Below are 26,301 nucleotides of genomic sequence, written 5' to 3' on the forward strand. Positions count from 1 at the left end.
CATGACGGCTTCGCATCCGAAACAATATGTGGCGGCGATTGACCAGGGCACGACGTCGACACGGTGTGTCATCATCGACGCCGCAGGTCAGGTGGTGTCCTCGGGGCAGTACGAACACCGGCAGATCATGCCGCGTCAGGGATGGGTGGAGCATGATCCCCTGGAGATCTGGGCCAACACCCGCCGGGCCGTGTCCTCCGCCATGGTCGACATCGACGTCTCCCCGGACCGCATCGCCGCCCTCGGTCTGACCAACCAACGGGAGACGGCGGTCGTCTGGGAGAAGGCCACGGGGCGGCCGATCCACAACGCCATCGTGTGGCAGGACACCCGCACGTCCTCCATCGCCGGGGACGATCCGCGCCGGTGGTTGGACCGGACGGGTCTGTTGGCGAACTCCTATCCGGCGGGCCCGAAGATCGCGTGGATCCTCGATCACGTCGAGGGTGCCCGCGCCCGGGCGGAGGCGGGGGAATTGCTGGCCGGGACCATCGACACGTGGCTGCTGTGGAATCTCACCGGCGGGGCGCGCGGGGATGACGGTCACCCGGCGGTGCACGCCACCGACGTGAGCAACGCCTCGCGCACGCTGCTCATGGATCTGCGTACCTGCCAGTGGGACGAGGAACTGTGCGCGGAGATCGGGGTGCCGCTGTCGGTCCTGCCCGAGATCCGTCCCTCCCTCGGGGACTTCGGCACCGTGCGCCGGCGCGGCACCCTGGCGGGGGTCCCCATCGCCGGGGTCCTCGGAGACCAGCAGGCGGCGATGTTCGGCCAGGGGTGCTTCGAGGTGGGCGACGCCAAGAACACCTACGGTACGGGGTTGTTCCTGCTGCTCAACACCGGTGAGCAGCCGCAGTTCTCCGAGCATGGCCTGCTGTCGACGGTGCTCTATCAGCGCGCGGGTGAAAAGCCCGTATATGCCTTGGAGGGTTCGGTGGCGGTCGGTGGCTCGTTGGTGCAGTGGCTGCGGGATCAGCTGGGGATCATCCGTTCCGCAGAAGAAGTCGAGCAGATCGCCGCGGAGGACAACGGGGGTGTGTTCATTGTGCCGGCGTTCTCGGGGTTGTTCGCTCCGCGCTGGCGTCCCGATGCCCGCGGCGTGATCGTCGGCCTGACACGATTCGCCGACCGCAGCCACCTGGCCCGGGCCGCTCTGGAGGCCACCGCCCTGCAGACCCGCGAGGTGGTCGAGGCGATGGTGGCTGATTCGGGCATCGAGCTGTCGAGCCTGCGTGTCGACGGCGGCATGACCGCCAACGACACCCTCATGCAGCTGCAGGCGGATGTCCTCGGGTGCGAGGTGGTGCGTCCGGGCAACATCGAGACCACCGCCATCGGAGCCGCCTTCGCGGCCGGTATCGGAGCAGGCTACTGGGCAGGAATGGAGGAGGTCCGCGCCCTGCAGACACCCGACCGGACGTGGGGTCCGGAGTGGTCGGATCAGCAGCGGGATGACCTGGTGGAGGGCTGGAACCGGGCGGTGGAGCGTTCCCTCAACTGGGCTTAAACCTCCACCGTCAGCCCATCGGGGTCGCGTTCCCGGCGCCAGGGGAGGTAGCGGCGCGGTTCGGGCGGTGAGTTGATGCGGTGCTGGTAGTTCTCGAAACGTTCCGCGGCGGCCTGCGCGGCCAGCCTCTCCCGGAGGCGGAGGCGGCGCTGCGAGAACGTCTGCACCCAGCGCTTCTGCTTCGGGGCGAGAGGCCCGGTCGCGGCATCGACCACGTAGGTGCCGTCGGCGAAGAGCCAGTAGACGTCGCCGGTGTGGTGATCGAGCAGGTAGAAGGCCTGTCTGTCCGTCTTACGGTTGTGGTGGTGGCGGCACAGCATGATCATGTTGGCGGCGGTGGTCGGACCCCCGTCGGCGTGATTGATCCGGTGGTCGGCGTCGCAGTGGGTGGCCTTGCGGGAGCAGCCCGGCCAGCGGCAGGTCCAGTCCCGGCCGAAGAGGTAGGCGCGGATGAGGTCGGTGGTTTCGTAGGCGCAGGTCGCGGCGTCGGCCGCCTCGTCCATGTCCAGCGTCTTGGTGACCAGCTCCTGGAGCGTGGCGGCTGCCTCGGCGGAAAGTAGGCCGCGTTCCGGGTGGTAGACGGGGGCGTCCTCGACATCCTTGGCCGCGTAGACGAGCGTGGTCACCTGGGTGCTGATGTTGCCCAGAATGAGTCCACTGAGAGCCTCCGCCTGGGAACAGTTCTGCTCGTTGGCGACCTGCATGACGGCATCGGCGATCTGGGTACCGGCGGCCTGCCCGACGGAGAGATCGAAGCGCACGTTCCCGCCCGGGAGATCCTGCATGATCAGCGACGAGGTCTCTTCCTCCACCGGGGGCAGGGTGGACATCAGCTCGCCCGGGTTCTCGCAGGTCGCCGGGCCCTCCACCGGCTTGTTGCCCAGGGGGTGTGAGTCGGGGATGGCGAGGTGCTCCACGCTGCGGATCGTGCCGATGACGGTGGCCTTGATCGTGGAGTTCGTCGGCGTCAGCTGGCGGGGGCGGGACGGGGTGAAACGCTCCATGAGGTCCTCGTCGAGGGCCTTCCAGAAGAAGTCGTCGTCCTGGATGGCGATCGGTGCCTCGCACACCGCGCGCTCGATGAAGGACAGCTGCTCCATGTCCAGCAGCCAGGAGTCCTCCACGAAGGCCCGCAGGCGGGGCAGGCGGTCGAGGCAGTCGAGGGCGTCGAGAAAGCGCGCCTGGCGGTGCTTGGGCTCCCCCAGCTGGCTGCGGAGCACCGAGGACAGAGTGGTCCAGTCCTCGTGGCTGCGCACGTCCCGGATGGGCTGCGCGGAACGCCACATCTCGTACTCGGCCTTCACCTTGGACACCCGGAACTCGTAATGGAAATTGCTCTTGTCCAGCACCGCCCACGATGGCTGCGCCATGTTTCTCACCCCCTCGATCCCTTCGCTTTCCCGTTCGAACCCCAACCTAAACCACGACCCCGACACAGGGGTGATTTCCGGGGGTAGCAACGGCGAGCAGCCCCTGAACCGTGAGGTCAGGGGCTGTGGGGCGTCGATAAGCTAGTTCAGCTTGACGTCAACGTTGCCGTCGGAGGGGTTGTAGGTGGCGTAGCCGCCCTCGAAGTCGACGCGGACGAGATCGCCCTCCTGGTACTCCTCGGTGAGCGGCATGCCCAGCGGGCCGAGGTCGAAGCCCTGACCGGCCCAGAGGTCGGCGAAGGCGCCCCACAGTGCGCGGGCCTCGGGGGCGGCGGCCTCGTCGATGATGACGCCGTTGTCGAAGAGCGCGTACGTCGCCTCACCGGTGTTGAGGCCACCGCGCGGGTTGCCCAGCACGGCACCGTAGTTGGTGCCGATGCGGTTGACGGCCTGCTCGATCTGCGGGTTGTTGGCCAGGGTGGACACGATGTCCAGGACCGGCTTGAGGTCGGTGAGCTTGACGTCGTTGAGCACCGCGATGTCACCGACCTGGCGGGTGGTGCCCGGGACGGTGCCCTCGGAGGCGAGGAACGCCACGGCGAGACCGGCCAGCGTGCCGGCGACGGTGAGCAGCGCGGTGGTGTCACCACCTGCGGCGTTGCTCATCATGTTGAGCGGATCCGGCTGCGGGCGCGGCGCGGGCGGCGGGGACTGCTGCGTGGTCGTCGGGGTGACCGGCGTGGTCGTCGTCTGGGGCTGGGTCTGAGTCGGCTGGGTCTGGGTCGGCTGCACGGTACCCGACTTGATGGCCTGGTACTTCGCCTGGGCGATGTCGCGGATGGTGCCCATCTGCGCGTAGCCGTACTGGCCCGGGCAGGTGTTGTAGTGCGCATCGCGGTGGGCGAAGATGTTCGGCAGCGTGGCCGTGGTGTTCGCGGCGAACTTCGAGCCCTGGAAACCGTACGTGTAGTACTGGTTCGTGCCCTTGGGCTCGAAACCGGCGATGGCGGCCTTCCAGCCGATCATGTCGCCGACGGACTTGATCATCGCCGGGGTCGTGGCGACCTGGTCGTAGTTGCCCATCATGGAGATGCCGAAGGTGCCCTTGTTGAAGCCACCGACATGCGCGCCCTGGACGTTCTTGTCCAGGCCGCCGGCGCGGCCCTCGTAGATGGTGCCGAACTTATCGACGACCGCGTTGTACCCGATGTCACACCAGCCCAGGTTGTTGGCGTGGTAGTCGCGCATGCCGCGCATGATGGCCGCGGACTGGGCCTGGGTGTAGCCGTTGGAGCCGGCGGTGTGGTGGACGGCGGCGCCGACCATCTCATTGTCGATGGTGGTGCGGCAGTTGTTGCCCGCGGGGGCGCCCCACCCGGCGCGGGTGACCACCGACGGCATGCCGCGGGTGACGGAATCGGTGGCCAGGGCGATGCCGCCGGCCTCGGCGTTGCCGTCGATGAAGACGACGTCGAGGTCCTCGGGGCTGGCGACGTCCGCGACGGGCTGAATGTCGCCGTAGTTCGTGGGCAGCGGGGCCAGGGAGACGGGCTCCATCTCCGGCTCGCCGAGGATGTCGACGCCGACGATGGAGACCTGGACCTTGTTGGTCGGCTCCACGTAGATCAGCTCGGTGCCGTTCTCGCCGTTGGGGCCGGTCTCGCCGATGGCCTCGGCGTCCCACCAGGGGCCCCAGGAGCCGTCGGGCATCTCGGCGCGGACGTAGGCGGCGAGGTCGCGGTCGTCGAGCCAGGTGATGGCGAACATGGAGAACTGCTCGTCGCGGGTGAACTCCTTCACCGTGCGCGGGCCGGGGACGCCGGACTGCTGGGCGATGGCGGCGTCGTCGATGACGATGTTGTCGCCGGTGGCGAAGGACGCGGAGGTGTTCGACACGTCGATCGGTCCGCTGCCGACGTCCTGGGTCTTGAGGATCTGGTTGCCGCCGAACGCGGCGGAGACGATGAGGGCGAGAGACAGGACAACGGCCAACGTCGGGTTGACGCTGGTCTGCCCTGTGGCGATACGGCGTCGCTGCTGCACGATGGGGACTCCCTGAACAAATTGACGGCAGAAATAGCGGATAAAGGTGTGGCCAAACTGGTCACGAGTGAACTGTAGTACACATCCGGGGTCAATGATACTGGTGTGACAATAATCGTCCCGGCGTGTCGCGCGCGGTGTTGCAGCGGGTGGGGGAGGGGGGCGTCGATTAGCCTGTCTTCCATGACATACGACCTCATTGTTGTCGGCTCCGGCCTGTTCGGACTCACGGTCGCGGAGCGCGCGGCCAGCCAGCTGGGTAAGAAGGTGCTCATCGTCGAGCGCCGCGACCACCTCGGCGGCAACGCCTACTCCGAGGCGGAGCCGGAGACGGGGATCGAGATCCACAAGTACGGTGCGCACCTGTTCCACACCTCGAACGAGAAGGTGTGGGACTACGTCAACCAGTTCACCGATTTCACCGGCTACCAGCACCGGGTCTTCGCCATGCACAACGGCACGGCCTACCAGTTCCCCATGGGCCTGGGCATGATCAACCAGTTCTTCGGGCGCTACTACAGCCCGGACGAGGCCCGCGAGCTCATCCGCGAGCAGGCCAGCGAGATCGACTCCCAGGACGCGAGCAACCTGGAGGAGAAGGCGATCTCGCTCATCGGCCGCCCCCTCTACGAGGCCTTCATCCGCGATTACACCGCGAAGCAGTGGCAGACCGACCCGAAGAACCTGCCGGCCAGCAACATCACGCGCCTGCCGGTGCGCTACAACTTCAACAACCGCTACTTCAATGACACCTACGAGGGCCTGCCGGTCGAGGGTTACGCCGCGTGGCTGGAGCGGATGGCCGCGCACGAGCTCATCGAGGTCCGCCTCGACACCGACTGGTTCGACGTCCGCGATGAGCTGCGCGCGGAGTCGCCGGAGGCGCCGGTCGTCTACACCGGGCCGCTGGACCGCTACTTCGATTTCGCCGCGGGCCAGCTCGGCTGGCGCACCCTCGACTTCCACACCGAGGTGCGGCAGACGGGCGATTTCCAGGGCACCCCGGTGATGAACTACAACGACGCGGACGTGCCTTACACCCGTATCCACGAGTTCCGTCACTTCCACCCCGAGCGGGAGGATGTGTACCCGAAGGACAAGACGGTGATCATGAAGGAGTACTCGCGCTTCGCCGAGGAGGGCGACGAGCCGTACTACCCGATCAACACGCCCGAGGACCGCGAGATGCTCAAGGCCTACCGCGAGCTCGCCGCCGCCGAGGCCCGCGACCAGCGCGTGCTCTTCGGGGGCCGCCTGGGTACGTACCAGTACCTGGACATGCACATGGCGATCGCGTCGGCGCTCACCCTGTGGGAGAACAAGCTCGTGCCGTTCTTTGAGCAGGGTGTGGCGCTCGAACAGGAGCGCGGTCACTAGTTGTGTGCGGGCCCCGGGCGGGAGTAAAGTTAACGCTAGGTTAACAAATGGGAAACCGGAAGTTTTCCCGCTCGAGCGAAAGGCCTGAGACATCATGAGCAGCGACCGTTACGCCATCGTCCGCGAGGATCTGCACCGCCGTTACGGGCAGTACTTCTACGCCCGGACCATCGACGAGCTTCTCGACGCCGCCATCACCTCCGCCGAGGCCACCGCCAAGGTGGACACCTTCCTCCCGGTGACGGTCGAGCGCGAGGTCTCCGAGATCCTCGAGGAGCGGGCCGAGGCGAAGGGGCGCAGTGGCACCCCGCGCCCCGAGGTGCTCTTCGTGTGCGAGCGTAACGCCGGCCGTTCCCAGCTGGCCTCCGCCATCATGGCGCAGGCCGTCGGCGACCGCGTCTACGTCCGCTCCGTGGGCCTCAACCCCGTTGGCGGCATCGACCCGCAGGTCATCGAGGTGCTCGAGGAGCGCGGGATCCCCACCGGGCACCTGTACCAGAAGGAGATCGTGCCCCGCACCGTCCACCGCGCCAACGTCGTGGTGCTGCTGGGCGTCGACGAGGTGCCGGGTATTCCGGCCGACCGCGTCGAGCGCTGGGACATCGCGGATCCGGCCGGGCAGCCCCTGGAGAAGGTGCGCGAGATCGCCGACGCCATCGAGGTGCAGGTGAAGGAACTGCTCGTCGAACTGGGCAAGGCGAACGCCCCCGCCGTCTAAAAGGTCAGAAAGTTAACTTTAAGTTAACTCGCCTGACCTGCGGTTTCATGAGGTTGGACCACAAAAGCCCAGCGCGCCCCCTTGCATGTTTACCTTCCGTTCACTTAAGGTTAACGGTAGGTAAACAACACGAAAGGGAACCATCATGAACTCCACCACCTTCCGCTCCGTCCGCAAGGATCTCTACTCCCGCTTCGGCCACCGCGCCGATTCCGCGATCATCGACGAGATCCTCGACACCGTCATCGCCGAGCACACCGCCACCGCGCGCATCGCCGACTTCCTCCCCGTCCTCGTGCACCGGGAGGCGGCGGGCCGCATCGAGGACCACCTGTGGACCCACGGGGATGTCGGTACCCCGCGCCCCCGCATCCTCTTCGCCAGCCGCAGCAACGCCGCCCGCGCCGTCCTGGCCGCCGCGCTGGCCCGCCGCCTGAGCGACAACGCGATCGTCGCCACGGTGGCCGGCGCCCACCCGGAGAACCGCGAGGACGCCCTCATCGAGTGGGTCATGGATGAGCGCGGCCTCACCACGGCCAAGTTCAAGACCGAGCGTCGCCGCACCCTGGCCGCCGCCGACGTCGTCGTCTACCTCGACGCCGCCGAGCCCCACGACCTGCCGGGTCGCTCCTACGTCCAGTGGGACGTGCCCGCCACCGACGGCATGGGCATCGAGCACATCCGCACCTTCGCCGACACCATGGAGACCCGCGTCGCCGAGCTGCTCACGGCCCTCAACATCCCGGTCCGCAGCGGCGCGGTCGCCGAGGAACTGGCCGCCTAGAAACCGCGGGAGGCGCCGCCTCCCGAGAATCCGCCGGACGAGTACCCGGTCGTCGCCGACGTGGAGGACGTGCTCGGCTGCGCGGCCTCCACATCGGCCGTGTGCCACGCGTACACCGTGCCGTAGGGGAGGTAGGCGCCGGGGCGCCAGCCGCTGTCCCACAGCGCGGGCGCGCGGTTGTCGCGGTCGAGGTCCAGGTCGGAGTCCGCGTAGAGCTTCTTCTGCGCCTCCTCCACGACGATGCGATGCTCCGTGACCAGGTCGGCGAAGTCGTCCATGAAGCGGGGGTCGTCGAGACGCGCGCGGAGGGCGAGGATCCGCTCCCGCAGCTCGGGGGCATCGAGAGTGAGCACGTCCTCGTGCATGGCGGTCAGCTCGCGGCGCCGGATCTCGGCGTCGCCGTGCTCCATCCGCGCCAGCGTCTCGATGTTCGCCTCCGCCGTCTTCATCTTCTCCACCTGTTCGTGCGCGGTGGCGATCGCTTCTCGACGCCCCCGGAACTCCCGGTCCGCCGAACCCGCCGTCAGGCCGTCGAGCTGGTCGAAGGTCTCGTTGAGGCCGAGGAACTGCTCCTTGACCTGCTCCCACTGCCCGCGCAGCTGATCATTGGCCAGCGGCGAGGTGAGCGAGTGGGCGCGCACGTCGATGGCCTGCAGATCCTGGGCCACGCGCCCGTAATCCCTTTGCACCACGTCGAACTGCTGCCGCGCGGTCTGCGCCTGCGAACGCCGGGTACCGATCCAGATGCCCACCGCCGCGAGCAGACCGAGCGCGGCCGCGCCGGCGCCGAGGAGCCAGCCCCACAGCCCGATGCCCCCCGAGGAGGTCTCCCGCACCGCCGTCGGATCGGCGACCGCGCGCGTGCCCTCGAGCATGCCGGCCGCCCAGTTGCCGTCGCGCAGCGGCTGTTCCATGCGGTCGAGGATCCCGTCCTGGCGGCCGGGGGAGTAGAAGCCGATCGCGTCGCACACGTCATCGCCGCAGTAGACGCCCATGCGGCGGGGATCGAGGCCCACGGCCACGATGAGCTGGCCGGGCGCGAACTTGTCGCCCTCCACCGAGATGAGGTCGCGGCGCTGCTCCTCGCCGAAATAGCGCACGGTGTCGTTGAGGTTGTCGTCATTGTCCGGGAAGAGCACGTAGGTGACGCTCGCCACCTCAGCGGGCAGGTCAATGGTCGGAGTGCGGTCGAGCAGGAGCTGCTCGTCGGCGTCGGAAAGATCGTCGGCGAGGTCGATGACCTCGACCCGGTCGGCAGCGGCGGTGGCGGGCGGGAGCCCGAGGAGGGCGATTCCGAGTACGAGGGCGGCGATGAGGGATCTCATGCCACCCAGGATAAGGGTGGCCCGCCGGTGAGTGCGGCGCGGAAATCGGGCCGCGGGCACTACCCTTGTTCCGCAGATGAGTCGAAAGGCGGATTCACCCGACGTGAACGACGTGAAGAACACCCCGAATGCCCCTGTGCGTGAGATGCTGCAGCGCATCCTGCTGCCCCGCAAGGGCGAACCCCATGACGTACGCATGCTCTACCTCATCGAGGCGGAGCAGAACAAGGAGCGTCTGACCTGGCAGGACCGGGTCACCGTCACGGTCCCGGCCGGCGCCGAGGCCTCCTTCCAGACCTACTTCAACGCTTTCCCCGCCAGCTACTGGCGCCGTTGGTCGCAGCTCGAGCACGTCCTGCTGCGCATGCACGTCGCCGGCCAGGCGAGCATCGAGGTCTACCGTTCCAAGATCGACGGCACCCGTGTGGCCGTCGCCGGGGAGCTGGTGACCGACGATGTGGCGGAATTCACCATCCCCCTCTCGCACTTCGAGGACGGCGGCTGGCTGTGGTTCGACGTCACCGCCGAGACCGCCACCACGCTCACCGAGGCCGGCTGGTACGCCGACCGCGCGCCCGGCCCGCAGATCATGCCGGACGGCACGGAGGTCGGACCCTTCGACAAGCGCGTCACCGTGGGCATCCCGACCTTCAACCGGCCCCACGATGCGGTCGCGGCCCTGCAGGCCCTCGGCGAGGACCCGCTTGTCGACGCCGCCATCGACGCCGTCATCATGCCCGACCAGGGCAACCAGCACCCCGCCGACGAGCCCGGCTACGACGCCGCCGTCGCCCACTTCGGCGAGCGCTTCCACGAGTTCCGCCAGGGCAACCTAGGCGGCTCCGGCGGCTACTCCCGCATCATGTACGAGGCTCTCGGCGAGGGCGCGGCCGGGGCACCCGAGTCCCCCTTCATCCTCTACATGGACGACGACATCGCCATCGAGCCGGAGTCCATCCTCCGCGCGGTGCAGGTCGGCCGCTACGCCCGGACCCCGATCATCGTCGGCGGGCAGATGCTCAACCTGCAGGAACGCTCCCAGCTGCGCACCATGGGCGAGGTCGTGCAGCGCCACGACTTCATGTGGGGCGAGGCGCCGCACTCCACCTACGACCATGACTTCGCCAAGTACCCCCTCGGCTTCACCGGCCACGACGGGGACGAGAAGGACCCCGACGCGAAGAACTCCCGCGACCTGCACCGCCGCATCGACGTCGACTACAACGGCTGGTGGATGTGCATGTTCCCGCGCGTGGTCAGTGAGCAGATCGGGCAGCCGCTGCCGCTGTTCATCAAGTGGGACGACACCGAGTACTCCCTGCGTGCCGGCAAGGCGGGCTTCCCGACGGTCACCTGGCCCGGCGTGGCCATCTGGCACATGGCGTGGGCCGACAAGGACGACGCCATCGACTGGCAGGCGTACTTCCACCTGCGCAACCGGCTCATCGTCGCGGCCCTCAACCACGACGGCCCCGTCGACGGCATCATCACCTCGCTGCGCAAGTCCACCTTCAAGCACCTCATGTGCATGGAGTACTCCACCCTGGCGATCCAGATCGAGTCGATGAAGGACTTCCTCGCCGGGCCGGACCACCTCTTCGACATCCTCGAGTCCTCCCTGCCGCGCATCGCCGCGATCCGGAAGAACTACTCCGACGCCGTCGTCGTCCCCTCCGCCGCCGACCTGCCGCCGGCCTCCGGCGCGCCGGGCGTGCCCACCAAGGACATCGGCGGCCGCCTGGCGAAGATCAAGAAGGTCTCCTGGCTGCTCAAGGGCCTCAAGCACTCCCTGAGCAAGGAGGACCCCCGCCACCACGAGACGCCGCAGGTCAACCTGTCCCCGTCCGAGGCCCGCTGGTTCTCGCTCTCGCGTCTCGACGGCGCGACCGTCACCACCGCCGGCAACAACGGCGTCGCCTACCGCAAGCGCGACCGCGAGCTCGCCGAGCGCCTGCTCAAGGAGACGTGGGCCCTGCAGAAGGAGATCGGCGAGCGCTTCGCGGACCTGCGCGAGTCCTACCGCGCCGCGCAGCCCCAGCTGGTCAGCCGCGAATCCTGGAGGAAGATCTTCGAATGAGCAACCGTGAAGTGGACCTGCTGATCCGGATCCAGGACGGGCTCGTCGATAAGCCGGGGGTGATCCCCGCGGCGCGCACGCTCTCCCACTTCGGCGAGCACGCGCTCGGCTGGTTCGCGCTCTCCGGGACGGGCGCGGTCGTCGATAAGCAGCGGCGCCGGCAGTGGCTGGCCCTCGGGGCCTCCGCCTTTCTCGCCCACGCCGCCTCCGTGGTGATCAAGCGCATCGTGCGCCGTACCCGCCCCCACGATCCGCGCATCCGGGTGGGTGTGGGCACGCCCTCGCGGCTGTCCTTCCCCTCCTCCCACGCCACCTCCACCACCGCCGCCCTGGTCAGTCTGTCGGACCTCACGGGTTCGAAGGCCCCGCTCGTGGGCATTCCGGTGATGATGATCTCGCGTATGGTGCTGGGGGTGCACTACCCGACCGACACCCTGGCCGGCGCCGTCCTGGGCGCCACCACGGCGAAGGTCATCACCGCAATCGAGAGGAAGAGCGCGTGAGCGAGTCCCATCCGGTCGAGGAGAAGACCGGCATCTTCTATCCGGAGCCGCACACCGAGGGCATCGACAACACCCGACGCCGTCGCCCGCCGAAGAACCTCCCCGACGCGATGATCAAGGCCCTGCGCCCCAAGCAGTGGGTGAAGAACGTCCTCGTCGTCGCCGCCCCCGCGGCCGCCGGCGCCGAGGCGCTCACCGACGGGCGCACGCTTCTCGACGTCCTGCTCGCCTTCGTCGTTTTCTGTCTCGCGGCCTCCTCCATCTACCTGGTCAACGACGCCCGCGATGTCGAGGCCGACCAGCAGCACCCGACCAAGCGCTTCCGCCCCATCGCCTCCGGCATGCTGCCCGTCGGGCTGGCGTACGGCATGGCGATCGCTCTCATCGTCGCGGCCATCGGGTTGTCCTTCCTAGCCTCCTCCGGCTGGGGGCTGGCGGCGGTCGTGGCGGTCTACATCGCGCTGCAGCTGGGTTACTGCTTCGGCTGGAAGCACCTGCCCGTCATCGACATCGCCCTGGTCTCCTCCGGATTCATGCTCCGCGCGATGGCCGGCGGCGTGGCCGCGGGCATCGAGCTCTCCCAGTGGTTCCTGCTGGTCGCGGCGTTCGGCTCGCTGTTCATGGCCTCCGGCAAGCGCTACGCGGAGCTGCAGCTGGCGGAACGGACCGGCAAGAAGATCCGCCGCTCCCTGCAGGGCTACACCGCCACCTACCTGCGCTTCGTGTGGACCCTGGCCGCCACGGCCGTGGTCATGAGCTACGCGCTGTGGGGCTTCCAGCTCTCCAACGCCGTCGAGGGCATGGCCGGGGTCTGGTACCAGGTCTCCATGGTGCCCTTCACCATCGCGATCCTGCGCTACGCCGCCGATGTCGACCGCGGTGCCGGTGGCGCCCCCGACGAGATGGCGCTGTCCGACCGCGTGCTGCAGCTGCTCGCAGTGCTGTGGATCCTGTGCATCATCATGGCCGTGTACCTGGTGCCCATGCTGTAGTCAGCCACCCTGCTACCATTTCCACCCATGTCCACTCCACCTGCGCGCATCCCCTCCCCGGCGTCCCTGACGCTGTGGAGCGGTGCCGGAGCCGCCCTGTTGCTGGGCATCCTGGCCTTCATCGGCGGGTGGCGGCGCCGGTGGATGAGCGATGACGGACTCATCGTGCTGCGCACCGTGCGCAACCTCCTGGCCGGCAACGGCCCCGTGTTCAACGCCGGGGAGCGTGTCGAGGCGAACACCTCCACGCTGTGGCAGTACCTCATCTACCTCGTGGCCCTGGTCAGCGACGCCCGCCTCGAGGTCATCGCGATGTGGCTGGCGCTGTTGTTCACCACGCTGGCCCTCGGGATCGGGGCCTGGGGCACCGCGCTGCTGCATAGCCGCCGCCCCGCCCTGCTGCTCATCCCCGCCGGTGGGCTGGTCTACCTGGCGCTGCCCCCGGCACGGGACTTCGCCACCTCCGGCCTCGAGTGGGGCCTGAGCCTCCTGTGGATCGCCACCCTGTGGTGGCTGCTGGTGCGGTGGGCGCAGCACACCCCCCGCGTCGGGCGCCACGCCGCCGGGCCGGCCACCGACCGCCTCACCTACGCCCTCGCCTTCTGGACCGGCCTCTCCTGGCTGGTGCGCCCCGAACTGGCTCTCTACGGGGGGCTCGCGGGCCTGCTCCTGCTGGTGGCGGCCTCCTCGTGGCGCCAGCGCGCGCTCATCCTGGCGGTGGCGCTGCCCGTGCCGGCGGGCTACCAGATCTTCCGGATGGGCTACTACGGCCTGCTCACCCCGCACACGGCGGTGGCGAAATCGGCGGGCGACAGTGAGTGGGCCTCCGGGTGGGCCTATGTCCAGGACCTGGCGGACCCCTATTTCCTGTGGCTGGCCCTGGCTCTGCTCGTGGCCCTGGGTGCGGTGACGTTGTGGCGTCTCTCGGCGTCTCCGGCCACCGAGAAGCTGCGCCTGCGCAGCCCCCTGGCCGTCACCCTGCTCATCTTCGCGGCGGGCACGATCCACCTGCTCTACGTCCTGCGCGTCGGCGGCGACTTCATGCACGGCCGCATGCTCCTGCTCCCGCTCTTCGCGCTGCTGCTGCCGGTGGCGCTCGTGCCGCTCTCGGACCTGCGCCGCACCTCCGTGCGGATGGACGCCCTGGCGGCCCTCGGCCTGGCCGCGGTGTGCTGGTGGTCGGTGAGCACCACCCTCACCGGGCACCCCGTCGACTGGGAGACCGACTACGAGGAGCTCGGCATCGTCGACGAGCGCGACTTCTGGACCTTCGCCACCTTCCGGGACAAGAACGACCCGCCCCGCTTCGCCACCGACTTCCTCACGGCGAAGGCGATGAACGACTATCCCGAGGCGATGGAGCGGGCGATGGCGGAGGACGCCGGCCTGGTGACGATGTTCCTCCTCAACGAGGAGGAGTTCTCCTGGACCACCGCGCCGCGCATCCCCCGCGAGTTCACGGAGGGTGACCCCACCGGCCTCGTCGGCTCGCCGCCGACCGTGTTCCACATCAACCTCGGCATGACGAGCATGAATGCCCCGCTGGAGATGCGGGTCCTGGACACCGTCGGGCTCACCACCCCGCTGGCCGCCCGCCAGCCCCGCGACCCGGACGCCCGCGTCGGCCACGACAAGTGGCTGCCGCTGTCCTGGCAGGCCGCGGACACGTCGCTCCACCTTGATTTCCTGCCCCCCTGGTACGACCCGGCGGAGACCGGTCAGGCCCGCGAGGCCCTGCAGACGCCCGCCATCGCGGAACTCATGGCCTCCTATCGGGAGCCGATGGGGCCGAAGCGCTTCCTCCGCAACATCGGCTTCGCCCTCACCGAGGGGCGCACGCTGGAGCTGAGCCTCGATCCGGCGGAGGTCATCGAGGATCTGGGCCCCGTCACCCCCGGAATCAGGTTGGTGTGGGAACATGAATTTTTGCCCGAAGTTCCCAGGTAGACGTGGAGAATGTCACAGACCTGTAACAAATCAATGAGCATTTCGTTACTCTTTGCTCTAGAGTAACTCCAGCAGGGATGCTGTCCACGGCTGCGCAGATCGGTAACGGTCGGGCGGGCGCGGTCGATAGTCCCGTCGAAGTACGCCAAGCCGAGGAGAAAAATGTCCGTCATCACCGGAGCCCGCAGCGTGAGCAGGAAAGCCGTTGCGGCGTTCACCGCCATCGCCACCGCCCTGGCCATCATGGTCGCGGGAGGAACCGGCGTCGCGCACGCCGACAACCGAGGGTGGCTGCGTCCTGACGCCACCGGAACCTGCGACTGGGACGCCGTCGCCCACTGGGTCCAGCGTTGCGACGTCTGGTCCCCGTCCACCGGTTCCAACATCACCGTCCAGGTGCAGCCGGCCGGCCGCGGCGGCAACGCAGGCTTCTACCTGCTCGACGGACTGCGCGCCACCAACCACGCCAACGCCTGGACCGTGGACGTCAACGCCCCGGCCCTCTACGCCGACTCCAACATCACCCTCGTGATGCCCGTCGGTGGCGCCGGCTCCTTCTACGCTGACTGGGAGAACCCGGCCACGTACGACCTGCACAACCCGGTCACCTACCAGTGGGAGACCTTCCTCACCTCGGAGCTGCCGGGCTACCTGCAGCAGCACTTCGGCGTCGCGCCGGACAACAACTCCATCGCCGGCCTGTCCATGGGTGGCACCGCCGCCCTCAACCTGGCCGCCAAGCACCCCGGCCAGTTCCGTCAGGCACTGTCCTGGTCCGGCTACCTGACCCAGACCATGCCGGGCATGCAGACCCTCATGCGCGTCGCGCTGCTCGACGCCGGCGGCTTCAACATCAACGCCATGTACGGCTCGATGATCAGCCCCCGTCGTTTCGAGAACGATCCGTTCCTCAACATGGACGGCCTGCGCGGCAAGGACGTCTACGTCTCCGCTGCCACCGGTATCCCGGGCCCGGAGGACGCGAACTACCCGCTGAACCTCAAGTTCTCCGGTGCTCCGCTGGAGATGCTGGCCCGCGTGTCCACCCACCTGTGGGAGGGCAAGGCCCGTGCGAGCGGCGTCAACGTCACCGCCGACTACCCGATCACCGGTATCCACAACTGGACCCAGTTCGGTTCCCAGCTGCACAAGACCAAGCCGCGCGTCCTCGACGTGATGAACGCCTGGTAACCAGCGTCAGCTGAACCCCGGAAGGATTTCCTTCCGGGGTTTTTTCATTCTCCCCGGCGTGCCCTACGCTGAAGTCTCAAGTTCTACTTAAACTTGAGCACGATCGACAACTGAACAGGCTGTGACGTGAGGTACGGGTGCGCATCCGGGGGAGGGGAACCCCCGGGCGCCACCCGCGCCCCTGCATACGCCGACACCACGACCGCGACCCACAAGGATCCACACCATGCGCGACACCGCATTCCGTTCCCCGCAGCGCCGGCGCCCCTGGCTCGCCGCTGTCGTCACCCTGGCCCTCGGCCTCTCCGTGACCCCGGCCGTGCACGCCCAGAGCTCCCTGCCCGGCAGCAGCGACCTCTCCGACTCCTTCCGCCCCTCCGACCCGCCGCAGCGCACCCCGCTGCGCACGGAGTACCCGGACATCGACAACCTGCCCTCCGGCGTCGCGCTGGAGCGCGTCGAGTGGATCACCAACCGACGCATCGCCCTGTTCATCCGTTCCGCCGCCATGCCCGGGGAGCTCCAGCAGGTGCAGATCCTGCTCGCCCGCGACTGGCACTCCGCGCCCACCCGCACCTTCGCCGAGGTGTGGGCCCTCGACGGCCTCCGCGCGCGCAACGACGACTCCGGCTGGACCATCGAGACCAACATCGAGCAGTTCTACGCCGACAAGAACGTCAACGTCATCATGCCCGTCGGCGGCGAGTCCTCCTTCTACTCCGACTGGCAGCAGCCCGACAACGGCAAGCACTACAAGTGGGAGACCTTCCTCATGCAGGAACTGGTCCCCATCCTCGACAGCGGCTTCCGCTCCAACAAGGAGCGCGCCGTCGTCGGCCTGTCCATGGGCGGCACCGCCGCGATGAACCTGGCGCAGCGCAACCCGCACATCTTCGGCTTCGTGGGCTCCTTCTCCGGTTACCTGGACACCACCTCCGCGGGCATGCCGCAGGCCATCCTCGCCGCCCAGCGCGACGCCGGCGGCTACGACGGCACCCGCATGTGGGGCCAGCCGGGCAGCCAGGACTGGATCGACCACGACCCCAAGCTCGGCATCGAGGCGCTCAAGGACACCAAGGTCTACGTCTCCGCCGGCTCCGGTCGCGATGACTTCGGCCAGTCCGACTCCGTGGCCACCGGCCCCGCCAACGCCGCCGGCGTCGGCCTGGAGATCCTCTCCCGCATGTCCACCGAGACCTTCGTCCGCCACGCGCGCGCCGCCGGTGTCGAGCCCGTCGTCCACTTCCGCCCCTCCGGCGTCCACGCCTGGCCGTACTGGCAGTTCGAGATGACCCAGGCCTGGCCGCACATGGCCAACGCCCTCGGTCTCTCCCGCGAGGACCGCGGCCCCGAGTGCACCACCGTCGGCGCCATCGCCGAGGCCACGAAGTCCGGCGTCATCGGCTCCTGCGTCAACAACGAGTACCCCGTCGAGGACGGCATGCGCCAGGACTTCCGCAACGGCGTCGCCTACTGGTCCCCGGACACCGGCGCCCACGCCCTCTTCGGCGCCATCAACGCCCGCTACCACCACATCGGCGGCCCGGCCTCCTGGCTCGGCTTCCCGAAGACCGGCGAGCTCACCACCCCCGACGGGGTCGGCCGCTACGTCCACTTCGAGCACGGCTCCATCTACTTCACCCCGGCCACCGGCGCCGTCGAGGTCCCGGCCTCCACCATGGCCGCCTGGGGCACCGCCAACTGGGAGCGCGGCCCGCTCGGCTACCCGACGGGCGCCCCGCGCGACGTCAACGGCGGCCAGGTGCAGGAGTTCCAGAAGGGCGCGGTGGTGACCAACTCCACCGGCCGGGCGAACCTCGTCCACGGCGCCATCGGCGCGAAGTACAAGGAGCTCGACACCGTCTCCTCCCCGCTGGGCTTCCCGAAGGGTCCGGAGCGCCCGATCCGCGGCGGCGCCTTCCAGGAGTTCGACAACGGCAACATCTACTGGTCCGCCGCCACCGGCGCGCACTACATCAAGTACGGCGACATCTTCCGTCACTGGGGCGGCCAGGGCTACGAGCAGGGCAAGTTCGGCTTCCCCACCGCCGACCACGCCGCCATCCCGGCCGGCGGCGAGATCGTCGAGTTCCGTAACGGCACCATCAGCCAGGTCAACGGCACCATCAAGGAGGGTTAGGCATGCGTCACGGAATGCTCGCCGCCGTCCTCGTCGGCGCCCTCGCGCTCACCGCCTGCGGGGACGCCACCGTGGACAACAACACCACCACCGCGACCTCCGTCCCGCCGCTCACCCGGGCGCCGAAGGAGAGCGCGTCGACCGAGACGTCGACAAGCAAGGAGACCACCACGCGCCCGCGCCCGGCGGACCCGCAGCCGCAGGACCAGGGTGCCCGCGAGATCGACGAGGTGCCGGAGGTGGCCGTGCCGCGGACCGCCGCCGACGTGAACTACCTCGGCGAACTCAGCGACGCCGACATCGACGTCAAGGGAGTCGAGGACCAGCTCATCGGCACCGCGGGTACCGTGTGCGAGGGCGGGGACAGCGAGCTCAACCGGGCCACGCTGCCCGCCGTCGCGGGCCAGCTCATCGAGCAGGGCCGCACGGACAAGAGTGTCGAGGAGGTCGCCGACATCATCGAGGCCGCCGCGACCAACGCCTACTGCTAAACGGAAGTTCTCCCCATGCGCAAGATCCTCACCATCCTGGCGGTACTGATCCTGGTGCTCCTCGTCGGCGTCGGAACCTTCCGGTTCCTGCAGTCCGGCAAGGACGTGCCGCTGCCGCCGGGCGTGCCGCAACCGACGGAACTGCTCCAGCCGGAGTGGTGCCCCGACGTTGAGGTCATCGCCGCGCCGGGTACGTGGGAATCCGCCGCCGGGGACGACCCGATCCACCCGACGGCGAACGAGTGGAGCTTCATGCTCTCGATCACCCGGCCGCTGCAGGAGCGATTCCCCGCCGAGGACGTCAAGGTGTGGACCCTGCCGTACACCGCGCAGTTCCGCTCCATCCAGGCGCAGCACGAGATGACCTACGACGATTCCCGCCAGGAGGGCCAGTCCGTCCTGGAGACCGAGATGGTCACCATGCACGACGAATGCCCGTACACCGACTTCGTCCTCGCGGGATTCTCGCAGGGCGCGGTCATCCTCGGGGATGTCGCGCACCAGATCGGCCAGGGCAGCGGCGTCGTGCCGGCCGACCGCATCAGGGGTGTCGCCCTGGTAGCGGACGGCCGGCGCGAGCCGGGTGTCGGCCAGGTGCCCGGCACCCAGGTCGCCGGGGTCGGGGCCGAGGTCGCGCTCCAGCCGCTCAACCTGCTCGTGCAGCCGATCGTCCCCGGGGCCACCATGCGCGGCCCGCGCGTGGGAGGGTTCGGTGAACTGCAGGACCGCGTGTGGGACATCTGCGCCCCCAACGACAGCATCTGCGATGCCCCCCGGCAGATCGGCAACGCACTCGAGAGGGCGCAGGCACTCGCCTCCGCCAACGGCGTGCACGCCCAGTACGCCTCCAACCCCGACGTCATCCCCGGGACCACCACCAACGCCTGGATCACCCAGTGGGCCACGGATCTCATCAACCGGTGATCCCGTGCCCCGGTTCGGGTGGCCCCACGGTACGCTGTTTGGTAACGGAACCATCACGAACCGAGACTAACTAGACATGTGCCTGCTCTGTTAGGTTTGGCACGAAGAGATACAGCGCACACACACTTCCACCCGCGGACCCTCCAACCCCGGGTAGACCACGAGGAGAAGCATGGACCTGCAAGCGGCGATGAACCAGTTCTTCAACGACAAGGGCGAGATCGTTCTGGCACCTCAGCTGACCCTCGCGGGTCTGGCGGAGCTCATGTATCAGGGAGACCTCCAGCTCGGTGGCGGAGAACGACAGTGCCTGCGTTTCTGGGACTTCTCCGAATCCCGCGAGGGGACCCCGGTCGACTTCACCCGCACCGAGATCAACACCCGCATCAAGGCCGTCGCCGCGCGCCTGCAGCAGGTGGGCAAGATCGGCGACCGCGTCGCCATCCTGGCCAACAACTCCCCGGAGTACATCTTCGGCTTCATCGGCGCCCTCTACGCCGGCATGACCCCGGTGCCGCTCTACGACCCCTCCGAGCCGGGTCACGCGGACCACCTCAAGGCCGTCTTCGCCGACTGTGAGCCCTCCTTCGTGCTCACCAACACCGGATCCGCCGCCGCCGTGCGCGAGCACTTCGCCGAGATCCCCTCCCGCGAGCGCCCCCGCATCCTCTCCGTGGACTCCCTCCCGGACACGCTGGCCTCCTCCTACATGAACCCGATGATGACCCTGCAGGGCCAGCAGCTCATGGCGTCCATGTCGACCATGCCGGTCGATCAGCCCGCCTTCCTGCAGTACACCTCCGGTTCCACCCGCGTGCCCGCCGGCGTGCAGCTGACCAACCGTTCCATCCTCACGAACGTGCTGCAGATCTTCACCGCCGCCCGCCTGCGCATGCCGCTGCGCCTCGTGTCCTGGCTGCCGCTGCACCATGACATGGGCATCATCCTCGCCCTCTTCGTCACCATCCTCGGCCTGCCGAACGAGATCATGGCCCCGCGCGACTTCATCCAGCAGCCCAAGCGCTGGGTCGACCAGCTCAACCGCCGCGATTCGGACGAAGGCGTGTCCGTCTACACCGTCATCCCGAACTTCGCGCTCGAGCTGGCCGCCCGCTACGGCCGCCCGCAGGAGGGCGAGACCCTCGACCTCTCCGCCATCGACGGCGTCATCATCGGCTCGGAGCCGGTCACCGAGAAGGCCCTGACCACCTTCACCGAGGCCTTCGGTGAGTTCGGTCTCAAGTCCAACGTCCTGCGCCCCTCCTACGGGCTGGCCGAGGCTTCCCTCCTGGTCACCACCCCGCAGGCCAAGGAGCGCCCGATCGTCTCCTACTTCGACCGCGAGCAGCTGGCGGCCGGTGTCGTCGAGCTGGTGGAGAAGGATTCGGAGAAGGCCGTCGCCTTCGCCTCCAACGGCCAGGTCGTGCGCCCGCAGTACCTCACCATCGTCGACCCGGAGACCCGCGCCGAGCTGGCGGACGGCCAGATCGGCGAGCTGTGGATCAAGGGTGAGAACCTCGCCGCCGGTTACCTGGGGCGCGAGGCGGAGACCGCCGAGACCTTCGCCAACACCCTCGGTGAGCGCCTGCCGGAGTCCCGCGTCGACGCCGACACCCCCGACGAGGGTTGGCTGGCCACCGGTGACCTGGGGGCGATCGTCAACGGCGAGACCTACATCACCGGTCGCCTCAAGGACCTCATCGTCATCGCGGGCCGCAACCACTACCCGCAGGACATCGAGTTCACCGTCATGAACGCCTCCGATCACGTCCGCCCGGACTCCCTGGCAGCGTTCTCCGTCACCCCCGACGAGGACGCCGCGGACTCCACCGAGCAGCTGGTGCTCGTCATCGAGCGCGACGACCGTGCGGACGCCTCCGGCGATGCCGCGGCCGTCGAGAAGATCCGGGGCGCGGTCACCGCGGCCCACGGTGTCACCCCGGCGGACATCCGCTTCGTCGGCCCCAACGAGATCACCCGTTCCACGGCCGGCAAGATCGCGCGCCGCGTCATCCAGAAGGCCTACCTCGCCGAGCGCGCCTAATTCCCGGCCTCCGGGTGTAACAGAAAGGGCCACACTGTCGATAGAAACCAGTACGTCCTGACAGTGCTGGACCAATAACAGGAAAAGGAATACCGCATACATGTCTGAGAGCCAGGCCTCCGCGACGATGAGCGTCGAGCAGCTGCGCGGGTGGCTCCGCGACTGGGTGGTGGGAGTCACCGGGCTGGCGCCCGAGGAGATCACCGACACCAAGCCGATGGAGAACTTCGGGCTCTCCTCCCGCGATGCGGTCGTCCTCTCCGGCGAACTGGAGAACCTGCTGGGCGTCCAGCTGGATGCGACCATCGCCTACGAGTACCCGACCATCCAGGCCCTCGCCCAGCGCCTGGCCGACGGCGAACCCGCCGCCCGCACGCGGCCCCGGGTCCGCTACACCGGCGGTACCGAGCAGACCCCGGGCACCCACGACATCGCCATCATCGGCATGGCGGGGCGTTTCCCCGGCGCCGAGAACCTGGCCGAGTACTGGGCCATGCTCGTCGAGGGCCGCGACGGCACCGGCGAGCTGCCCATCGGCCGCTGGTCGGAGTACGCCTCCGAGGAAGTCATGGCCGCGAAGATGGCGGAGCAGACCCTCACCGGCGGCTACCTCACGGACCTCTCCACCTTCGACGCCGAGTTCTTCGGCCTCTCGCCGCTCGAGGCGGCCAACATGGACCCGCAGCAGCGCATCATGCTCGAGGTGGCCTGGGAGGCGCTGGAGAACGCGCACCTGGCGCCGAACTCCCTGCGCGGCGAATCGGTCGGCGTCTTCCTCGGTTCCTCCAACAACGACTACGGCATGCTCATCACGGCCGACCCGGCCGAGGCGCACCCCTATGCGCTGACGGGCACGGCCAGCTCGATCATCCCGAACCGCATCTCCTACGCCTTCGACTTCCGCGGCCCCTCGGTCAACATCGACACGGCCTGCTCCTCGTCCCTCGTCGCGGTCCACCAGGCGGTGCGCGCCCTGCGCGACGGCGACGCCGACGTCGCCCTGGCCGGTGGCGTCAACATCCTCGCCTCGCCCTTCGTCACCACCGCCTTCGGTGAACTGGGCGTGCTCAGCCCCACCGGGCACATCCACGCCTTCTCCGATGACGCCGACGGCTTCATCCGCTCCGACGGTGCCGGCATCGTCGTGCTCAAGCGCGTCGCCGATGCGCTCGCCGACGGGGACGAGATCCGCGCGGTGATCAAGGGTTCCGCCGTCAACTCCGACGGACACTCCAACGGCCTCACGGCCCCGAACCCGGACGCCCAGATCGACGTCCTCGCCCGCGCCTACGCCGACGCCGGGGTGGACCCCCGCGACGTCGACTACATCGAGGCCCACGGCACCGGCACCATCCTCGGCGACCCCATCGAGGCGACCGCGCTCGGCGCCGTCCTCGGCGAGGATCGTGAGATGTCCCGCCCGACGCTGCTGGGCTCCGTGAAGTCCAACATCGGGCACTCGGAGTCCGCGGCAGGTGCGGCCGGCCTCATCAAGGTCGTCCAGGCCATCGGCGAGGGCGTCATCCCGCCGTCGCTGCATTTCGACGCCCCCAACCGCTACATCGACTTCGACGCCGAGCGCCTCGAGGTCGTCGAGGACCCGCGCGAATGGCCCGAGTACTCCGGCCGTCGCATCGCCGGTGTCTCCGGCTTCGGCTTCGGCGGCACCAACGCCCACGTCGTCGTCGCCTCCTTCGACCCGGCGGACTATGAGGACGCCCCGGCCCGCGAGGCCCAGCTGCCCGGCGATTCGGTGCTGCTGCCGGTCAGCGGCCTGCTGCCGTCTCGTCGTCGACAGGCGGCCGCCGACCTGGCCGAGTTCCTGGAGGAGCGTACCGACGCCGACCTCGTGCCGCTCGCCCGCTCGCTGGCGCGCCGCAACCACGGGCGGTCCCGCGCCGTCATCACCGCGGCCACCGTCGAGGAGGCCTGCAAGCGCCTGGGCCAGGTCGCGGAGGGCAAGGTGTCCATCGGCATCGCCGCCGCCGACGCCCCCGCCGCCGCGGGCCCCGTCTTCGTCTACTCCGGATTCGGCTCCCAGCACCGCCTCATGGCCAAGGAACTCGTCGCCGCCTCGCCGCTGTTCCGCGCGCGCCTCACGGAGCTCGACGAGCGCGTCCGTTTCGAGTCCGGCTGGTCGCTGCTCGAGCTTATCGACGACGACGAGCAGACCTACGACACCGAGACCGCGCAGGTCGCCATCACCGCCATCCAGATCGCGCTGACGGATCTGCTCGCCGCCTTCGGCGCGCGTCCCGCCGCCGTCATGGGCATGTCCATGGGTGAGATCGCCGCGGCCTACGCCGCCGGCGGGCTCAGCGCCGAGGACGCCCTGCAGATCGCCTGCCACCGCGCCCGCCTCATGGGCGAGGGGGAGAAGTCCCTGCCCGAGGACCAGCTCGGGGCGATGGCCGTCGTCGAGCTGTCCACCGAGGAGCTCGCGGGCCTCAACGCGGAGGAGTTCTTCGCCGACATCGAGCCGGCCGTCTACGCCGGGCCCGGGATGACCACCGTGGGTGGACCGCGGGACCAGGTGACCGCGCTCGTCGAGAAGCTCGAGGAGGAGGGCAAATTCGCCCGCCTGCTCAACGTCAAGGGCGCCGGACACACCTCGGCCGTCGAGCCGCTGCTCGGCGAGCTCGGATTCGAGACCGCGGGCATCAGCCCGCATCCGCTGCACACCCCGCTCATCAGCTCCGTCGACCGCGGTGTCATCCACCAGCCGGGCGCGACCGTCCACGACACCGACTACTGGCTGCGCATGACCCGCCAGGCCGTCGAGTTCCAGGCCGCCACCGAGCAGGCCTTCGCCACCGGCCACACCACCCTCGTGGAGATCGCCCCCAACCCGGTCGCGATCATGGGCATGATGAACACCGCCTTCAGCGTCGGCCGCCCGGACGCGCAGCTGCTCTTCGCCCTCAAGCGCAAGGTGAGCGAGGTCGAGTCGCTCCGCGACCTGCTGGCCAAGCTCTACGTCGAGGGCGCGCCCGTCGACTTCACCCTCATCCACGGCGCGGGTCCGGTCCTGCCGGCCCCGTCCATCACGTGGAAGCACCAGCGCTACTGGACCAACGCCCGTCCCGCCAGCCACCGCACCGCGGATCTGCCGGGCCAGCGCGTCACCCTGCCCAACGGCGTCGTCGCCTACTCGACGACCGCCGACCTCGTGCCCTCCGCCCTCGCCCTGCTGGAGCGGGCCGCCGAGGCGGTGCAGCCGGGAGCCCAGCTCGTCGCGGCCGAGGAGCACCAGATGCTGCCGGTCAACGGGGAGATCACCACCGTGGTGGACCGCAGCATCGGCGGCCTCACCATCACCGTCCACGGCGTCAGCGACACCGGCGCCACCACGCTGCTCGCGGAGGGCTTCGCCACCGCCCTGGCCCTCGGCGCCCCGAGCACCATCCCGGGCGTGCAGGCCCCGCAGGCCGCCGAGCCGGAGGCCGAGCTGGAGATCGAGGAGGTCCGCTGGGACCCGAGCTCCGGCGAGAGCGTCGAGGACCGCCTGCGGGCCATCGTCTCGGAGTCCATGGGCTACGACGTCGATGACCTGCCGCGGGAGCTGCCGCTCATCGACCTCGGGCTCGACTCCCTCATGGGCATGCGCATCAAGAACCGGGTGGAGAACGACTTCCAGATCCCGCCGCTGCAGGTGCAGGCGCTGCGCGACGCCTCCGTCGCGGACGTCGTCCGCATCGTCGAGGAGGCCGTCGCCGGGCAGCAGAACAGCACCCCGCTCATCACCGCGCCCGTCACCACCCCGAGCGAAAACGACGACGCCCCCCAGGGCGTGGGCGTGGCCCCGCGCGATGCCGCCGAGCGCATGGTGTTCGGCACGTGGGCGAGCATCACGGGCAAGGCCCCGGCGGGTGTCACCAGCCCGCTGGCGTCGATAAGCGAGGACACCGCGCGGCAGATCGCGGAACGACTCTCGGAGCGCGTCGGCGCGGAGATCGACCCGGCGCTCGTCGCCGAGGTGGAGACCCTCGAGCCGCTGGCCAACATCATCCGCGAAGCCCTGGAGACCGAGGTCGAGGGCAACATCCGCGTCCTGCGCGCCCGCCCGGAGGGCTCGACGAAGCCCGCCGTGTTCATGTTCCACCCCGCAGGCGGCTCCTCCGTGGTCTTCCTGCCGCTGGCCCGGCGCCTGCCGGAGGACGTCCCCGTCTACGGCGTCGAGCGCCTGGAGGGCACGCTCGAGGAGCGGGCCGCCGCCTACCTCGATGAGATCCGCGAGTTCTCCGAGGGCCACCCCGTCGTTCTCGGCGGCTGGTCCTTCGGCGGCGCCCTGGCCTACGAGGTCGCGCACCAGCTCAAGGACACCGACGTCGAGATCGCCTACATCGCGCTGCTCGACACGGTGCAGCCCTCCGAGCCGATCCCGGACACGATGGAGGAGACCCGGGCGCGCTGGCAGCGCTACAGCGACTTCGCCAAGAAGACCTACGGCCTCGACTTCCCCGTGCCCTTCGAGCTGCTCGAGACCGCCGGGGAGGAGGCCATGCTCGGCATGCTCGAGCAGTTCCTGGCCACCACCGACGCCTCCGAGCACGGCCTGGCCGCCGGCGTGCTGGAGCACCAGCGCGCCAGCTTCGTGGACAACCGCATCCTCGACCAGCTCGACTTCGCCCGCTGGGCGGAGGTCAAGCTGCCGGTGCTGCTCTTCCGCGCGGAGGGCATGCACGAGGGCGCCATCGAGCTGGAGCCGCGCTACGCCCACATTGACCCCGACGGTGGGTGGTCGGCTATCGTGGACGACCTTGACATCGTCCAGCTCAAGGGCGATCACCTCGCCGTCCCCGACGAGCCGGCCATCGGCGTCGTGGGCGCGCACATGGCCAAGCGGATTGATGAACTGGAGTGAT

General features: G+C 69.0%; 17 protein-coding genes. 14 read left to right on the forward strand and 3 right to left on the reverse strand.

Annotated features, from left to right (window positions below; genetic code table 11):
- The first annotated feature begins 1 nt into the window (after position 1).
- Positions 2-1,510: a glycerol kinase GlpK gene (gene glpK, locus ACFPUZ_RS07735; protein ID WP_377001278.1), complete on the forward strand. Its 1,509-nt coding sequence runs from the start codon at positions 2-4 to the stop codon at positions 1,508-1,510.
- On the opposite strand, the gene ACFPUZ_RS07740 is transcribed toward glpK, so the two are convergent.
- Both ACFPUZ_RS07740 and ACFPUZ_RS07745 read right to left on the reverse strand, forming a co-directional pair.
- Positions 1,507-2,880, reverse strand: a complete 1,374-nt coding sequence (locus ACFPUZ_RS07740; RefSeq protein WP_377001279.1) for an HNH endonuclease signature motif containing protein — start codon at positions 2,878-2,880, stop codon at positions 1,507-1,509. The genes glpK and ACFPUZ_RS07740 overlap by 4 nt on opposite strands.
- A gap of 141 nt (positions 2,881-3,021) precedes the next feature.
- Positions 3,022-4,923, reverse strand: coding sequence for an N-acetylmuramoyl-L-alanine amidase (locus tag ACFPUZ_RS07745; protein WP_377001281.1), 1,902 nt, complete (start codon positions 4,921-4,923; stop codon positions 3,022-3,024).
- 183 nt (positions 4,924-5,106) lie between these two features.
- Between ACFPUZ_RS07745 and glf the strand changes: the two genes are divergently transcribed.
- The 3 genes from glf to ACFPUZ_RS07760 all read left to right on the forward strand — a co-directional run bounded on the left by glf (position 5,107) and on the right by ACFPUZ_RS07760 (position 7,802).
- Positions 5,107-6,300 carry a UDP-galactopyranose mutase gene (gene glf, locus ACFPUZ_RS07750; RefSeq protein WP_377001283.1) on the forward strand — a complete coding sequence of 398 codons (1,194 nt, stop codon included), beginning with the start codon at positions 5,107-5,109 and terminating at the stop codon, positions 6,298-6,300.
- 94 nt (positions 6,301-6,394) lie between these two features.
- Entirely contained in the window at positions 6,395-7,018 is a 624-nt protein-coding gene (locus ACFPUZ_RS07755; RefSeq protein ID WP_377001284.1) for an arsenate-mycothiol transferase ArsC, read from the forward strand.
- 145 nt (positions 7,019-7,163) lie between these two features.
- On the forward strand, positions 7,164-7,802 hold the full coding sequence (locus ACFPUZ_RS07760; RefSeq protein WP_377001286.1) for a three-helix bundle dimerization domain-containing protein: 639 nt from the start codon (positions 7,164-7,166) through the stop codon (positions 7,800-7,802).
- Here ACFPUZ_RS07760 and ACFPUZ_RS07765 read toward each other — a convergent pair.
- Positions 7,799-9,127, reverse strand: a complete 1,329-nt coding sequence (locus tag ACFPUZ_RS07765; RefSeq protein WP_377001288.1) for a DUF5129 domain-containing protein — start codon at positions 9,125-9,127, stop codon at positions 7,799-7,801. The two genes, ACFPUZ_RS07760 and ACFPUZ_RS07765, sit on opposite strands and share 4 nt — an antisense overlap.
- Positions 9,128-9,272: 145 nt before the next feature.
- On the opposite strand from ACFPUZ_RS07765, the gene ACFPUZ_RS07770 reads away from it, so the two are divergent.
- The 10 genes from ACFPUZ_RS07770 to ACFPUZ_RS07815 all read left to right on the forward strand — a co-directional run bounded on the left by ACFPUZ_RS07770 (position 9,273) and on the right by ACFPUZ_RS07815 (position 26,300).
- The gene (locus ACFPUZ_RS07770; protein ID WP_377001438.1) at positions 9,273-11,204 is read left to right on the forward strand and encodes a glycosyltransferase; all 1,932 of its coding nucleotides are present in this window, start codon (positions 9,273-9,275) and stop codon (positions 11,202-11,204) included.
- A complete protein-coding gene (locus ACFPUZ_RS07775; RefSeq protein ID WP_377001290.1) occupies positions 11,201-11,707 on the forward strand; it encodes a phosphatase PAP2 family protein in 507 nt (168 codons plus the stop codon). The genes ACFPUZ_RS07770 and ACFPUZ_RS07775 overlap by 4 nt, the downstream gene beginning before the upstream one ends.
- Positions 11,704-12,699, forward strand: a complete 996-nt coding sequence (locus ACFPUZ_RS07780) for a decaprenyl-phosphate phosphoribosyltransferase (protein ID WP_377001292.1) — start codon at positions 11,704-11,706, stop codon at positions 12,697-12,699. The genes ACFPUZ_RS07775 and ACFPUZ_RS07780 overlap by 4 nt, the downstream gene beginning before the upstream one ends.
- A 27-nt stretch (positions 12,700-12,726) precedes the next feature.
- Positions 12,727-14,646 carry an arabinofuranosyltransferase AftB family protein gene (locus ACFPUZ_RS07785; RefSeq protein ID WP_377001293.1) on the forward strand — a complete coding sequence of 640 codons (1,920 nt, stop codon included), beginning with the start codon at positions 12,727-12,729 and terminating at the stop codon, positions 14,644-14,646.
- Positions 14,647-14,808: 162 nt separating this feature from the next.
- On the forward strand, positions 14,809-15,837 hold the full coding sequence (locus tag ACFPUZ_RS07790) for an alpha/beta hydrolase (protein ID WP_377001295.1): 1,029 nt from the start codon (positions 14,809-14,811) through the stop codon (positions 15,835-15,837).
- 226 nt (positions 15,838-16,063) lie between these two features.
- The gene (locus ACFPUZ_RS07795; RefSeq protein WP_377001297.1) at positions 16,064-17,977 is read left to right on the forward strand and encodes an alpha/beta hydrolase-fold protein; all 1,914 of its coding nucleotides are present in this window, start codon (positions 16,064-16,066) and stop codon (positions 17,975-17,977) included.
- 2 nt (positions 17,978-17,979) lie between these two features.
- Positions 17,980-18,468, forward strand: a complete 489-nt coding sequence (locus ACFPUZ_RS07800) for a hypothetical protein (protein ID WP_377001299.1) — start codon at positions 17,980-17,982, stop codon at positions 18,466-18,468.
- Between the two features lie 15 nt (positions 18,469-18,483).
- Positions 18,484-19,392 carry a cutinase family protein gene (locus ACFPUZ_RS07805; protein ID WP_377001301.1) on the forward strand — a complete coding sequence of 303 codons (909 nt, stop codon included), beginning with the start codon at positions 18,484-18,486 and terminating at the stop codon, positions 19,390-19,392.
- A gap of 172 nt (positions 19,393-19,564) precedes the next feature.
- Positions 19,565-21,436 carry a FadD32-like long-chain-fatty-acid--AMP ligase gene (locus ACFPUZ_RS07810; protein WP_377001303.1) on the forward strand — a complete coding sequence of 624 codons (1,872 nt, stop codon included), beginning with the start codon at positions 19,565-19,567 and terminating at the stop codon, positions 21,434-21,436.
- A gap of 100 nt (positions 21,437-21,536) precedes the next feature.
- A complete protein-coding gene (locus ACFPUZ_RS07815; RefSeq protein ID WP_377001305.1) occupies positions 21,537-26,300 on the forward strand; it encodes a beta-ketoacyl synthase N-terminal-like domain-containing protein in 4,764 nt (1,587 codons plus the stop codon).
- The last annotated feature ends 1 nt before the right edge of the window (position 26,301 follow it).

The organism is Corynebacterium nasicanis (genome assembly GCF_042658165.1).
Taxonomy (GTDB): Bacteria; Actinomycetota; Actinomycetes; order Mycobacteriales; family Mycobacteriaceae; genus Corynebacterium; species Corynebacterium nasicanis.